This is a genomic window from Streptomyces sp. TRM68416 (assembly GCF_014596915.1).
In the GTDB taxonomy this organism is placed as follows: Bacteria; Actinomycetota; Actinomycetes; order Streptomycetales; family Streptomycetaceae; genus Streptomyces.
The window spans coordinates 39,165-52,502 of sequence record NZ_JACVWU010000030.1; the positions used below are offsets into that span (position 1 = coordinate 39,165).

A 13,338-nucleotide genomic window follows, 5' to 3' on the forward strand; every position below is an offset into this window, starting at 1 on the left:
GCGGCGATGCCCGCTGATCGGGCCGCGGGACTCACCTGTGCACAAGTGAGTCCGAATGCTCCCGATTGGCCCGGTGCAGGACCGGCTGGTCCAGGTCTCCCGCCACCAGGTGGGCCAGGACCACCTCGTACAGATCACTGCCTCCGGCCAGCAGTTGCCGTTCCAGGACCGGCTCCGCTCCCCGGACGTGGTCGCGCACGGTCTGGGCGTGGACGCCCAGGCTCTGCGCGGCCCGTTCGGCGTTGCCGCCCTCGGCGATCCAGGCGCGCAGGGTGCGGCGCAGGGGGCGGGCGTCGGCGTCGAGGCGGGCCAGCAGGTCACGGGCCCACACCTGCAGGGCGGGCCCGGCCAGCAGGTCGTCGAGGCGGGCGGGATCCTTCTGCGGGCCGCCCGCGCCGGCGGGGGCGGGCTCCAGGCCTTCCTGGGCGTTGAGGGCGAGGTGGACGACGGCGCGGGCGGCGAGGTCGGTGAAGTCCGTGCCCAGCAGGGCCTCCGTGCGGTCCATGCGGGCGCGCACGGTGTTGCGGCTGACGCCCAGGACCTTGGCCGCGCTGACGGCCGTGAACTCCAGGCCCAGCCGGGTGGTGGCGAGCAGCTCGGCGCGGGTGGGGTGGGACAGGGTGTCCAGGGGACGCAGCACCCGGTCGGTCCACGCGCGTAGCGCCGCGGGGTCCATCAGACGCTCCGGGTGGGTGCGTTCGGCGTAGACGGCGGCGTTGTCGGGTCGGAAGTGCGCCACAGCAAGTGCGCTGACGGCCTGGCCGTAGGCGGTGGCGGTGCGGGCGAGGCGCTGCCGGGCGCTGCCGCCGAGGAACACCCGCGGGCGGCGGCCGATCAGGGAGCGAAGTTCACCGGCCACGGTGTCCCGGGGCGTCACCACGATCACATGTCCGTCCATGGCCGGGCAGCGCACCACCAGCGCCTGCTCCCGCGTCGCGTCCAGGCACTCCTCGGCGAGCCGGTCGCGCTCCTCGGGGCTGCTCTCGACGACGTAGACGCAGGCGGAGTCGGTGTCGAGCAGGCCCGGCCACAGGCCCGCGGCGACACGGCGGGCGGCGATGATGTCCTCCACCATCAGCAGTTGCAGGATCGCCAGTCTCAGGTCGGCGGTGGCGCGTTCCAGCCGGTGTCCGGCGGTGGTGGTCTCCCGGGCGCTGAGCAGCAGTTCGAGGACCTGGACGGTGCGTCTGACGATGTCGGCGCTGCGCCGGTCGAACGCCTCGGCGCGGGAGACCGTCAGCACGCCCGCCGACGCCGGACCCGGGTACTCCACGCGGACCAGCCGCAGATGACGGCCCTGGCCCTCCCAGGCGGCGGAGGCGATCCGGCCCGCGGCGACCTCGCCGACCAGGTCCTCGAAGAGGCCCTTGTCCACGGGCGTGTGCGTGCCGGCGAGCAGGGTGCCCTCGTCGTCCTGGAGACACGCGGTGCCGTCCACGGCGTCCGCGAGCCACGCCACGACCAGCCCGATGTCACGCCGGGCCGGTCGCAGGAGGTCCAGCAGCTCCTGTGCCCATGCCCCGTCGTCGGGCTCCTTCGCCTCCGCCCGGCGGATCCCGCCCTCTCGGCCAGCCACGTCGGCCTTCCCTTGCCTTTCGCCTCGTCCCACACCTACCGGCCAGGGACGTTACCCCACCCGACCCCGTCCGGCCGTCGACGCTCGCTTCGGGGACGGGTGCCCAGGGCGGCGGCGGTCAGGCGGGGCGGATCAGGACGTACGGGTGACCTTCCCGGAGAGGGCGGGCGGGGAGGCAGGACGGGGCCCGGCCCGGTCGAGGGGCGAGCCTTGCGATGGGGGCCCGGCACCATCGGGTGGCGGGCCTCGTGACGGGGGGGCGCGGCACCATCGGGCGGCAGGTCCCGTGGTCCGGCGCTTTTCTCAGCCGGCCTCGTCGAGCAGCAACTCCGCGGCCACCCGCGCGCCGTCGGTGCGGATCGCGCCGACCGCAACGGCCGCCCGGGCTCGGGCCTCGGGAGCGAGGGCGAGCGCGGCCAACAGGGATGCGAAGGTCGGGTTCGGGCCGTCGTGTGCCGTGCCGGTGCCGACGCGGCCCGCCCAGTACGGCTGGTCCGTGGCGACGCAGCAGGAGTCGGCGCAGTTCCGGGTGGCCGAGGGTGTGGGCGCAGTGGGCGGTCAGGGCGTCGACGGGGCGGCTTCGGGCGAGTCCGGCGGCCACGGCCGCTCCCGCATGGAGGTGGGCGATGACGACGACGTCCGGGCGCGGTGAGGCGGACGTGCGGTGCGTGAGGTCCTCCACCAGGCCCCGGAGCGCCGCGCGGAACACGGGGTCCAGGGACAGGCCCCCAACTCCGCTCACGCCTAGTCCTGTTCCTCGGTGGGGGCGTCGGGCGGTGCGGGGACGTAGCGGCGGTGGCCCGCGGGGGTGCGCTCGGCAGGGCTGACGATGCCGCGGTCGGACCGGAGCCGCACCGTCTCTACCGTCAGGCCGGTGCGGCGGGCGAGTTCGCCGATCGAGTACAGGGTGTCCCCGTGCATGCCCCCGCCCTCCGGTCTCCCCCGGCGGGGAGACTCAAGTCGGCGACCCGCAGGCCTTGCACGTCGGCGGGGCGTAGAGGGCATACCCTCGGCGGATGGCGAAGTACTTCGACGTGCACCCCGACAACCCCCAGCCGCGTATCGTCTCCCAGATCGCCGACAGCGTCCGAGCCGATGCGCTCATCGCGTATCCGACGGACTCCTGTTACGCGCTGGGCTGCCGGCTCGGCAGCCGTGACGGCATCGACCGGATCCGCACCATCCGCAAGCTGGACGACCGACACCATTTCACCCTTGTCTGCCAGGACTTCGCGCAGCTCGGCCAGTTCGTCCGGGTCGACAACGACGTCTTCCGCGCGATCAAGGCGTGTACACCCGGCAGTTACACCTTCATCCTGCCCGCGACGCGGGAGGTGCCGCGCATGCTCCAGCACCCGAAGAAGAAGACCGTGGGCGTACGCATCCCCGATCATGTCGTGGCGCAGGCGCTGCTGGCCGAGCTGGGCGAGCCGCTGCTGTCCAGCACGCTGCTGCTGCCCGACGAGGACGAGCCCATGACCCAGGGCTGGGAGATCAAGGACCGTCTGGACCATGTGCTGGACGCGGTGGTCGACTCCGGGGACTGCGGCACCGAGCCGACGACGGTCATCGACTTCTCCGGCGGCGAGGCCGAGATCGTGCGGCGGGGGGCGGGGGACACATCGCGATTCGAGTGAGGCGGGGCGTTTCAGGGCTCCCCTGACCTGTTCCTTCCGCACACTCTTCGCTCAGAGAGGCAGCACACCCGTCATGACCGCCATACAGGGATCCGCAGTCGACATCGCCACCGAGGACGGCACCGCCGACGCGTACCTGGCCCACCCCGTCGACGGGAACCCGCGGCCCGGGGTCCTGCTCTACATGGACGCCTTCGGTCCGCGCCCCCGGCTGCGGTCCATGGCGGACCGGTTGGCCGAGGCCGGATACACGGTCCTGGTGCCCCACCTCTTCTACCGCCACGGACGTGCGCCCGTGGTCGAACTGCCCGAGTTCATCGACCCGGAGGCGCGTCCGGACATCTTCGAGCGGCTCGGGCCGATCATGCGGGCGCTGACCCCGGAGCTCGCGATGCGGGACGCCGGTGCGTATCTGGGGTGGCTGGCCGACAGCCCTCTGGTCGCCGACGGTCCGGTCGCGCTGACCGGCTACTGCATGGGCGCCCGGCTGGCCCTGCTGACCGCCGGCACCCATCCGGACCGGGTGGCGGCCGCGGCCGGCTTCCACGGCGGGCGCCTGGCGACCGAGGACCCGGACAGCGCGCACCTGATCGCCGACCGGATCACCGCGGAGGTGTACTTCGGCCACGCCGACCGGGACCCGTCACTCCCCCGCGACCAGATCGACCGCCTCGACAAGGCCCTGACCGCTGCGGGCGTACGTCACCGCTGCGAGGTCTACCCGGGAGCGCCCCACGGTTTCACCCAGGCCGACACCTCCGCGTACGACCGCGAGGCGGACGAGCGGCACTGGGCGGCGCTGCTGGATCTCCTCCGCCGCACGTTCTGAGCCAGACCGACTGCACTCATGGCCGGAATGCGATGCCCGGTGGCCGGAGTTCACGTCCGGTGCCCCAGAGTTAACTGTGGACTCGCGGTAACGGCTTGCTCTGCCCGTTCATTACCCGTAGACCTTGCACGACAACTGGCGATGACTCTGGGGGGAGTTGGCGCATGCAAGGCACGGTGGACGGGTTCCGCTACGGAGCGGTGACACCGGTGGCGGCCTATGTGATGGCCTGCCTGGGTGGGGCCCTGGGGTTGCGGTGCGTCGTCCGCTCCCTCATCAACGAGCACTCGTGGAAACCCGGTTGGCTGGCGCTGGGCGCCGCCTCGATCGGCTGCGGCATCTGGACGATGCACTTCATCGCGATGATCGGCTTCCATGTCGAGGAGACCCGGATCCGCTACGACACGAGCCTGACGGTGCTGAGTCTGGCCGTGGCGATCGTCGTGGTCGGCATCGGCGTGTTCATGGTCGGCTACCGCGGCGCCGGAGCCGTCACGCTGACCATGGCGGGCGCCGTCACCGGGCTCGGCGTCGCGGCGATGCACTACCTCGGCATGGCGGCGATGCGGCTCAACGGCGAGATCCGCTACGACGGCTTCACCGTCGCCCTGTCCCTGCTGATCGCGGTTGCCGCGGCGACGGCCGCTCTGTGGGCCGCCGTCTCCGTACACGGCTTCCTGACGAGCCTCGGGGCCAGCCTGGTCATGGGCGTGGCGGTGTCCGGGATGCACTACACCGGTATGGCCGCCGTCAACGTACATGTGCACAGCGCGACCGGCGGTGCCTGGTCGGGCGAATCGCCCACCTCCCTGCTGCTGCCCATGCTCCTGGGGCCGGTGATCTTCCTTCTGCTGGCCGGGGTCGTGGTCATGTTCGACCCGCTGCTGGTGCTCGGCGACGGCGAGTGGAACCGGCCCTCGGGCCCACGCGCGAAATCCGTCGAACCGGCCGCCGGTTCCCTCTTCGACGCCCGCTCCTCGGCCGCCGGTCCGCGCTGGCAACAGCCGGGGCCGCCGGAGGACGCGGCACGCACCCGCGAGTGGTGAGGCACGGCGTGGACCCCCGCGAAGGGCGGTTACGCCGACGGCCCCCTCTCCCCTTGCGCCGCCTTCAGGTCGGCGAGCAGTTCGGCCTGGCCTGCCAGGACGCCGGAGAGGATGGTGCGGGCGACACGGAGCAGTTCGGCGACGTGCGGGCTGGTGAGCGAGTAGTGGACGGTCGAGCCCTCCTTGCGGGTGACCACCAGGTTCGCGCGGCGCAGCACGGCCAACTGCTGGGAGAGGTGCGCGGGTTCGATGCCGACCTCGGGCAGCATCTCGGCGACCGAGTGCTCGCGTTCGCTCAGCAGTTCCAGGACCCGGATCCGGGCCGGATGGCCGAGCGTCTTGAAGAACTCCGCCTTCAGTTGGTACAGCGGCGTACTCATCGTGCCCTCCCCCTTCCCGACACCACCGTGACGGCCTCCTCCAGGAGTTGCCGACCTTAGCAATTCCCGAGGTCATGCGCGTGGGAGGGGGTGCGCCGGTGCCGTGGGGGCGGAGGTCAGTCCTCGACGGCCCATCCGGTGGTGCGCCACTCGTGGCGGCCCGCCGCGGACTCCGTGCGGCCCGTGCCGTGCGCCGCGCGTGCGGTCGGCAGGTCGGCGTGGACGGGGATCGGCGGGCCGTCGCCGGTCGGGACGAGGGAACCGTCGGCGGGGATGGCCGCCAGCTCCAGGCCGCGGCCCGCCTCCAGCAGCCGGTGCGCGGCCTCGGCGATCGCCATCTGCCCCTCGGCGGACCAGCCGCGCAGCTCGGTCAGGTCGACGATCACCGGTCCGGTGCCGCGTCCCAGGGCCCAGCCGACCGCGCCGGTGAACCGGCGGGCCGCGTCGGGGCCGAGGTAACCGGCGACGGAGAGGATGCCGAGGTTCTCCTCGACGGTGTAGCGCCAGTCGATGGTCATGCGGGTGTGCTTCCTTCTACGGTGCTGCGGTCGCCCAGGGGGCGTTCAGGTGTGCAGGGGGCGTTCAGGGGTCGTTCAGTCGTCGTTCAGCCGTTGCTCAGAGGTCGTCCGGCGGTCGTTCGGAGGGGAAGGGTGATCCAGATGCTCTTGCCCCCGCCGTCGGCGTCGGCCCGGACCACCGCCGTACCGCTCAGGGCGAGGACGAGTTCCATGACGGTGCCGAGACCGCCGTCGCCGGTGAGCATGCAGCGCAGCGGGGGCTGGTACGGGTGCCGGTCGTGCACGGCGAGGGCCAGGCAGTCCGAGCCCGCCGCGTAGACCACGGTCATCTGCGGGGAGACGGCGGCCGCGTGCCGGACGCTGTTGGTGACGAGTTCGCCGAGGATCAGCAGGGCCGGGCCCACCGTGGGGTGGCTCAGGCCGATCCCCCATTCGGCCAGGGCGTGCTCGGCCGTCTCGCGGGCGATCCGTACGGCGGACGGTTCGGTGGGCAGCGTGAGCACGTGCCGACGGGTCAGGACTTCGCCGTGCGCGGTCATCACGCCTCCGTTCGGGCGAGGCGGAAGCCGGTGACGCTCTGGGGGTGCAGACGCAGCAGGGTGTCGTGCGGGCCGTGGGTCCAGCCGCTGAGGGAGCGCCGGTAGTGGGCGGCCTCGTCGGGATCCGTGATCGCCTCGGCCGGGCCGGAGACGGTGACCGTCCAGCCGGTGCCGGGTACGGCCCGGATCTCGTCCACGTGGTAGGCCGCCGTCGCCCGCACCGACGCGGCCGGGGCGGGGGCGCGGACGACCAGGGTGCCGTACTCCCACACGTGTCGGCCGGGCCGGACCGCGGTCCCGTTGCGCTGCGCGTACACCAGGCGGCCCAGGCTGGTGCCCTCCAGCAGCCACAGTGCCTCCGCGCCGGAGACCTCGACCATGCGCAGGGACGTGGGGGCAGCGCTCATTGCGGGACTTCCTCACCGGCGGGTCGGGGTTTCGGGGCGGGGCGGGCGCGCAGGAGGCCGGCCGTCTCCAGGTGGTCGCGGGCGGCCCGGATCGCCTCGGGGGTGCTGTCGTAGGTGCGGCCGTCGTGGCGCAGCGGCTCCAGTGCGCCGACGGAGTCGAGGACCTGGAGCTGGCCGGGGCGTATGCCGGAGGCGAGGACGAGGATGCCGCGCCGCCCCAGCTTCTCCACGGCGTCCTTGAGGACGAGGGCGCCCGTGGCGTCCATGGTGGACACGCGAGACATCCGCAGGATCACCACGCGGACGTCGGTGACGTCGGTCAGCTCCAGCAGGAAGCGGTGGGCGGCGGCGAAGAACAGCGGGCCGTCGATGCGGTAGGCCAGGATGTGCTCGGCCAGCAGCGCGTGTTCCTCGGCGGTGTGGTCGCCGCGGTCGAGCGGCACCTGGTCGAGGCGGGCCTGCTTGGCGACGGCCCGCAGGGCGAGGGCGCCCGCGACGGCCAGGCCGATGACGACGGCGTACACGAGGTCGAGGACGAGGGTCGCGGCGGCGGTGAGGACGAGGATCAGGGCGTCGGAGCGGGTGGCCTTGGCCATGGCCCGCAGCGAGCCGACCTCGACCATGCGGATGGCGGTGGCGAGCAGGACACCGGCGAGGGCGGCGAGCGGGATCTTCGAGACCAGGGGTGCCGCCGCAAAGACGATCACGGCGAGTACCGCGGCGTGGGTGAGGGCGGCGAGCCGGGAGCTCGCGCCGGCGCGGACGTTGACCGCGGTGCGGGCGATGGCGCCGGTCGCGGGGACGCCGCCGAAGAGCGGGGCGGCGATGTTGGCGAGGCCCTGGCCGAACAGTTCGCGGTCCGGGTCGTGCTGCTGGCCGACGGTCATGCCGTCGGCGACCGACGCCGAGAGCAGGGATTCCAGGGCGGCGAGGGCGGCGACCGCCACGGCCGGGGCGAGGAGGGTGCCGAGCGAGCCGAGGTCGAGGAAGGACAGGGAGGGGGCGGGCAGGCCGGAGGGCAGGTCGCCGATCGGCTTCGCCGCGTCCAGCCCGACGGCCTGTGTGACGACCGTCGCTGCGATCACGGCCAGGACGGAGAACGGCACGGTCGGCCGCCATCGGGCGCCGGCCAGCATGACGGCGGCCACCGCGATCGCGAGGCCGAGGGCGGTCCCGTTCGGGGCCTCGGCGAACTCCTCGAACGCCCGCCAGGTCACCGCCAGGACGTGGTCGCCCTCGGGCTTGGGCACGCCGAGGGCGCTCGGGATCTGCTGCAGGCCGATCACGCAGGCGATGCCGAGCGTGAAGCCCTCCACCACGGGTGCGGGGATGTAGCGCATGTACCGGCCGGCCTTCAGCGCGGCCAGCGCCACCAGCATCACGCCGGCCATCAGCCCCACGGTCAGCACCCCGCCCGGCCCGTACTGGCCGACGATCGGCACGAGGACGACGGTCATGGCGCCGGTGGGCCCGGACACCTGCAGATTCGATCCGCCGAAGAGCGCCGCGAGCGCGCCGGCGATCACGGCGGTGGCCAGTCCGGCCTCCGCGCCGAGGCCGGAGGAGACGCCGAAGCCGAGGGCGAGCGGGAGTGCCACGATCGCCACGGTGAGCCCGGCCAGCAGGTCCCGGCGGGGGTCGCGGCGCGTCTCCGCCAGATCGGCGCGGGTGGGCAGCAGCGAGGTGACGCGGGCGAGCGTGCCGCTCATCGCCGGGTGCCCTCGGTTCCCCGCAGCTCGTCGAGGAGTTCGCCGCGTCCGGACAGCATCTCGGTCAGGATGCGGCGTGCGGCCTTCATCAGGTCGGCGACGTCGCCGCCGGCCAGTTCGTACACGACGGTGGAGCCCTCGCGGGTCGCGGTGACGATCCCCGAGCGCCGCAGCACGGCCAGTTGCTGGGACAGTCCGGAGGGCTCGACCTCGATGGCCGCCAGCAGGTCCCGTACCGGCATCGGGCCGTCCTGGAGGAGTTCCAGCACCCGGATCCGCACCGGATGCCCGAGCATCCGGAAGAACTCGGCCTTGGCCTGGTACAGCGGAACGGACACGATCCCTCGGTTTCCCTGCGAGCCCCACCCGGGAGTGGCTGTGGTGGTGGCTGTGCCCGCGGCTACCTACGAGCACAGCCATCACAGCATCTAATCAATTGCGAAATTTTGCAATTCCGCATCACGTGATGTCCCTGGCGTTCCCGTCGGGAGGGGGGTCAGGCCTTCTTGACCACGCTGGACTTCAGCTGCATCGCCCCGAAGCCGTCGACCTTGCAGTCGATGTCGTGCCCGTCGACGCCGTCGACCAGCCGGATGTTGCGCACCTTGGTGCCGGCCTTGATCCCCGAGGGGCTGCCCTTGACCTTCAGCGCCTTGACGACGACCACGCTGTCGCCGTCCTGGAGCACATTGCCCACGGAGTCCTTCACGACGCGCTCGCCGGCGTCGCCCCCGCCGTCGGCGGCGCTGTCGGCGGGTACCCATTCGTGGCCGCACTCGGGGCAGACCACCAGGGCGTTCATCTCGTAGGTGTACTCACAGGAGCACTTCGGACAGGGGGGAGGATTCTCGATCATCCGGCCAGCGTACCCAGCGCCCGGAGGACCGGGACGCACCCCGGGCGCCGGGGGTGGGCCCCTCGCGCCCCAACTCCTTTGCCCTGTACGGCACTCCCGCCCTCCCTGCGTTCGTAGATCATTGTTACGGTGCAGCGATGCCCGACTCTTCACGCGACACCGCCGAAGGCGCCGGCTGGGGTTCCGCAGAACCCGGTGCGTACCGGCGGCTGATGCCCACCGAGGTCCAGAAGATCTCCTGGCTCGATCCGAGAATGCTGTGGGCCGCCCGCAACGGCGTGCTGGCCTCCTGGTTCGGGGACCCCACGGGGCGGACCCGCAGCCGCTGGGTGGCCCAGCGCGCCGCCGCGGGCGCGCCGGCGGACAAGGTGATCCGGCGTGCGGAGGCCGACCGGTTCTCCTTCCTCGTCATCGGCGACACCGGCGAGGGCGACGAGCCCCAGTACGCCGTCGTACCAGGCTTGTTGAAGGCGGGTCGGGACACCAGCTTCGCGGTGCTCGCCAGCGACGTGATCTACCCGGTGGGCAGCGCCGACGACTACGACGGCAAGTTCTTCCGCCCGTACCGGGACTACCGGGCGCCGATCTACGCGATACCCGGCAACCACGACTGGTACGAGGACCTCGGCGCGTTCATGCGCGTCTTCTGCGGCGACGCCCCGCCGCTGCCGCCCGAGGCGAAGCCGCGCCCCCTCACCCGGGCCTGGCTGCGCTCCCTGCTGTGGCACCGGCCGCGGGACGGGGACGGCGGGCGGCTCGCCGAGGCCCGGCGGCTGCGGTCGGAACCCGCCCAGCAGGCCGTCCAGCCCGGCCCGTACTGGGCCGTCGACGCCGGGCCGGTGCGGATCGTCGCCATCGACACCGGGCTGCTGGGCACCCTCGACGCCGAGCAGGGCGCGTGGCTGCGCGAGGTCTCCCTGGATCCGCGCCCGAAGATCCTCATCACGGGTTCCCCGCTGTACGTGGACGGCGAGTACCGCCCGTGCGCCATCGAGGGCGGCGGCACGGTCGACGACCTCGTCCGCGACCCCGCCCACCGCTATGTGGCGGCGATCGGCGGCGACATCCACAACTACCAGCGCTATCCGGTGCGGGTCGAAGGCCGCACCATCCAGTACGTCGTCTGCGGCGGAGGCGGCGCCTTCATGCACGCCACGCACACCATTCCGCGGGTCGACGTGGCGGACGTCACCGAGGACGACTTCCGCTGCTACCCGCTGCGCGGCGACTCCCTGGCCTTCTACAGCAGGCTGTACGGACGCCGGCTGCGGCTGCGCCGCTTCTTCACGCTCACCGAGGACGAGGCCACCGCCGTCATCGCCGAGCGCCTCGGCATCCGGCCCGGCCGCGCCCCCGGCGCGACCCGGATCACCCGCCGCACCCGGCTGGTCGCGAGCCTGCTCGGCACCGGCCGACGGCCCGGCCGCAAGGCCCGCTTCCGGCTGCCGGTGCGCAAGATCTACACCCAGTTGTTCTCGCCGAGCTCGGCCACGTACAGCCCGCCCTTCTTCAAGTGCTTCCTGCGCGTGGACGTCTCACCGGAGGCGGTCCGGCTGCGCTGCTACGCGGCCACCGGCAACCGCGCCCAGGAGGTCGACCCGCCCGTCGAGGACGAGGTCACCATTCCCCTGGTATGACGGAACCGCACCGGCCGGGACGTGGTCGCCACCGGTGTTGCCCCCTGAACGTTGGAGGCGGCGTGTCGGCGACTCCGCGACCCCGCTCGGCCGGGAGAACCCGCTGCGGCTGGCCGAGGACCTGGCGACCGTCGGCATCCTGTCCGGCGGCCGGCTCAACCCGGGGGTGAGCGCCGGACCACCGAGGCACTTCGACCGGGTCAAGGACGCCCTCTATCCGGACACCGCGGACGCCGAGGACTTCGGCTACGAGCGGGTGCGGCGGCTGCTGGACCTGGTACGGGGCGAGCCCGCCACGGACGTCAGCGGCGCGGACGGCTTCGAGGCCGCGCGGCGGCAGCCGCACATCGAGTACAGCTCGGACCGCGTCCAGTCGCACTCCCCCGGCCTGGGCCGCCGCCTGTGGTACGGCGGCACCGGTCTCAACTCCGCGCGGTGGTCCGGTGAGCACGGCATGAACTTCCTGACCAGCAGCGTCGTCAAGGCGGAGGGCGCCGAGGGGCGTTACGGCTTCGCGGAGATCCAGCTGTCCCCTCTCCGAGGAGATCGCCGAACGGTTGCACGCGCACGCCGCGTTCCGCGAGGTGGGACGAGGTGGCGTTCGCGCTGCCGTTCACCTTCGCGCACGAGGACTACGTGCAGATCCTCACCGACATGGCGACGGTGCTCGGCCCGGCGCTGGGCCGGCGGCCGGGGCGGGGGCAGAGGCGGAGGCGGGGACGGAGGCCTGTTGAGGTCACCAGCGGCCGGGCTGTGTGCCGACGATCGGCTCCGACGGCCTGCCGTCCGGTCCGACCGGTACGTCGCCGGTGAGCATCACGCGGTGCATGGTGCGCGGGAAGTCGAGGTGGGCGGTGTCGCCGGGGGCCAGGTGGATGGTGGCGCGGTTGTCCCAGAAGGCGACGCTGCCGGGCTCCCAGCGGAAGCGGACGGTGTACTCGGGCCGTACGGCCTGCTCCAGCAGCATGTCGAGCAGGGCCTGGCTCTCGGCGCGGGAGACGTCGGCGATCTGCTCGACGTAGTAGCCGTTGACGTAGAGGATCCGCTCGCCCGTCTCGGGGTGGACCCGGACCAGGGGATGCAGGGTGGCGACCTGGTGGTCGAGGAGGTGGCGGACGTAGGCGTCGTCGCCGGGGCGTGACTGGTAGCCGACGCCGAGGCGGTGTTCGGCCCTGAGACCGTCCACGAACTGCCGTACGGGTGCGGAGAGTCCGGCGTAGGCGGCGGCGAGGTTGGACCAGGTGGTGTCGCCGCCGTAGGGCGGGACGGTCTCGGCGCGCAGGATCGTCGCGGCGGGCGGGTCGACGCGGGCACCGTGGTCGCAGTGCCAGCCGCGCAGCAGGGTGTGGCGGCGGCGTTGCAGCCACTCGTCGTGGCCCATGCCGAACCGGCCGCCCAGTTCCAGGCGGTCCGCGGTCGTCTCCACCTCCGGGAAGTCCGGCGGCGACGCCTTCCCGCGGCGGGGCAGGACGACCGGCTCACCGAACCGGCGCGCGAACGCCACGTGCCCGGCGTGGTCCAGCCGTTGCCCGCGGAAGAACACCACCTTCCAGCGCAGCACCGCCGCCCTGATGGCCGCGATCACCGAGTCGTCGAGGTCGCCCGCCAGATCCACGCCGCCGATCTCGGCCCCGATGTGACCGGCGACCGGCCGCACCTCGATCCCCGTGCGCTCCTCCACCGTGCCCCTGTCCGTCGTCATGCGTGCTCCGTGGGTCGTCCGTCCGGTTCCCCGAGATCGTGACAGCCGTCGGCGCCGGTGGCGACCGGGCCGTGCCGTAAACCCCTTGGGCGTGGCTCGGTTGGAGGGGTAGCCCACCAGCGCATATCTGGCCGACGGCGGGAACGCATCGGAGGCGGTGGCCGCTCAGTGGGTGAGCAGCCGGCCGATCCTGTCGTAGGCGAGGACCTGGTAGCCGACCATGATCACAAGGAGCCAGCGGGCCGCGCGGCACAGGTCGGCGAGGTAGAACGCAGCCACCGCGCCGAAGAAGACAGCGAGTTCGAGGAGCGGGCGCAATGGTCCGGGGGTGCGGACATCGCTCTCGCCCTTGGACGGTCGTCCGGCGCGGTGAAGGAACCCCACACGCAGCCCACGGCAACGGGGTAGTGCCACGACCATCAGCCAGTGCCACGGAGGGGTACTTTGCGCCGGCTCCAGACGGCGAGGCATCGTTCCCCATCCGGGAACCCTCCACAAGGGC

Annotated in this window: 15 protein-coding genes and 2 pseudogenes; 6 read left to right on the forward strand and 11 right to left on the reverse strand. The window is 72.7% G+C overall.

What is annotated here, in order from left to right:
* Positions 1-31 precede the first annotated feature (31 nt).
* Positions 32-1,576: a helix-turn-helix domain-containing protein gene (locus ICC28_RS34760; RefSeq protein WP_188292800.1), complete on the reverse strand. Its 1,545-nt coding sequence runs from the start codon at positions 1,574-1,576 to the stop codon at positions 32-34.
* 496 nt (positions 1,577-2,072) lie between these two features.
* Here ICC28_RS34760 and ICC28_RS34770 point away from each other — a divergent pair, with 496 nt between their 5' ends.
* Positions 2,073-2,228 (forward strand): hypothetical protein, encoded by a 156-nt coding sequence (locus tag ICC28_RS34770; RefSeq protein WP_188292801.1) that lies wholly within the window; start codon positions 2,073-2,075, stop codon positions 2,226-2,228.
* A gap of 134 nt (positions 2,229-2,362) precedes the next feature.
* Here the strand turns inward: ICC28_RS34770 and ICC28_RS34775 are convergent.
* A pseudogene (locus ICC28_RS34775) lies at positions 2,363-2,497 on the reverse strand (MerR family DNA-binding transcriptional regulator); the annotation flags it as partial.
* Positions 2,498-2,592: 95 nt separating this feature from the next.
* Here ICC28_RS34775 and ICC28_RS34780 point away from each other — a divergent pair.
* The 3 genes from ICC28_RS34780 (at position 2,593) to ICC28_RS34790 (ending at position 5,088) form a co-directional block, all read left to right on the forward strand.
* Entirely contained in the window at positions 2,593-3,213 is a 621-nt protein-coding gene (locus ICC28_RS34780; protein WP_188292803.1) for an L-threonylcarbamoyladenylate synthase, read from the forward strand.
* A gap of 73 nt (positions 3,214-3,286) precedes the next feature.
* A complete protein-coding gene (locus ICC28_RS34785) occupies positions 3,287-4,042 on the forward strand; it encodes a dienelactone hydrolase family protein (RefSeq protein ID WP_188292804.1) in 756 nt (251 codons plus the stop codon).
* Between the two features lie 164 nt (positions 4,043-4,206).
* The gene (locus tag ICC28_RS34790; RefSeq protein WP_188292805.1) at positions 4,207-5,088 is read left to right on the forward strand and encodes an MHYT domain-containing protein; all 882 of its coding nucleotides are present in this window, start codon (positions 4,207-4,209) and stop codon (positions 5,086-5,088) included.
* Positions 5,089-5,117: 29 nt separating this feature from the next.
* Here ICC28_RS34790 and ICC28_RS34795 read toward each other — a convergent pair whose 3' ends face one another.
* From ICC28_RS34795 to ICC28_RS34825, 7 genes are all read right to left on the reverse strand, one after another.
* Positions 5,118-5,468, reverse strand: a complete 351-nt coding sequence (locus ICC28_RS34795) for an ArsR/SmtB family transcription factor (protein WP_188292806.1) — start codon at positions 5,466-5,468, stop codon at positions 5,118-5,120.
* 116 nt (positions 5,469-5,584) lie between these two features.
* Complete coding sequence (locus tag ICC28_RS34800; protein ID WP_188292807.1) at positions 5,585-5,986, reverse strand: STAS domain-containing protein; 402 nt, start codon at positions 5,984-5,986, stop codon at positions 5,585-5,587.
* An 86-nt stretch (positions 5,987-6,072) separates the two neighbouring features.
* Positions 6,073-6,525 (reverse strand): ATP-binding protein, encoded by a 453-nt coding sequence (locus ICC28_RS34805; protein WP_188292808.1) that lies wholly within the window; start codon positions 6,523-6,525, stop codon positions 6,073-6,075.
* Positions 6,525-6,932, reverse strand: coding sequence for a pyridoxamine 5'-phosphate oxidase family protein (locus ICC28_RS34810; protein WP_188292809.1), 408 nt, complete (start codon positions 6,930-6,932; stop codon positions 6,525-6,527). The genes ICC28_RS34805 and ICC28_RS34810 overlap by 1 nt, the downstream gene beginning before the upstream one ends.
* On the reverse strand, positions 6,929-8,641 hold the full coding sequence (locus tag ICC28_RS34815; RefSeq protein WP_188292810.1) for a SulP family inorganic anion transporter: 1,713 nt from the start codon (positions 8,639-8,641) through the stop codon (positions 6,929-6,931). Before ICC28_RS34815 ends, ICC28_RS34810 begins: the two co-directional genes overlap by 4 nt.
* Positions 8,638-8,979 carry an ArsR/SmtB family transcription factor gene (locus tag ICC28_RS34820; protein WP_188292811.1) on the reverse strand — a complete coding sequence of 114 codons (342 nt, stop codon included), beginning with the start codon at positions 8,977-8,979 and terminating at the stop codon, positions 8,638-8,640. The genes ICC28_RS34815 and ICC28_RS34820 overlap by 4 nt, the downstream gene beginning before the upstream one ends.
* Positions 8,980-9,137: 158 nt before the next feature.
* Positions 9,138-9,497: a zinc ribbon domain-containing protein YjdM gene (locus ICC28_RS34825; RefSeq protein ID WP_223190304.1), complete on the reverse strand. Its 360-nt coding sequence runs from the start codon at positions 9,495-9,497 to the stop codon at positions 9,138-9,140.
* Between the two features lie 137 nt (positions 9,498-9,634).
* Between ICC28_RS34825 and ICC28_RS34830 the strand changes: the two genes are divergently transcribed.
* Positions 9,635-11,134, forward strand: coding sequence for a metallophosphoesterase family protein (locus tag ICC28_RS34830; RefSeq protein ID WP_188292812.1), 1,500 nt, complete (start codon positions 9,635-9,637; stop codon positions 11,132-11,134).
* Between the two features lie 46 nt (positions 11,135-11,180).
* Positions 11,181-11,830 (forward strand): annotated as a pseudogene (locus ICC28_RS34835) (LLM class flavin-dependent oxidoreductase); the annotation flags it as partial.
* Positions 11,831-11,870: 40 nt separating this feature from the next.
* Here ICC28_RS34835 and ICC28_RS34840 read toward each other — a convergent pair.
* Positions 11,871-12,836: a TauD/TfdA dioxygenase family protein gene (locus tag ICC28_RS34840; RefSeq protein ID WP_188292813.1), complete on the reverse strand. Its 966-nt coding sequence runs from the start codon at positions 12,834-12,836 to the stop codon at positions 11,871-11,873.
* Between the two features lie 165 nt (positions 12,837-13,001).
* Entirely contained in the window at positions 13,002-13,220 is a 219-nt protein-coding gene (locus ICC28_RS34845; protein WP_317454149.1) for a DUF2568 domain-containing protein, read from the reverse strand.
* Between the last annotated feature and the right edge of the window lie 118 nt (positions 13,221-13,338).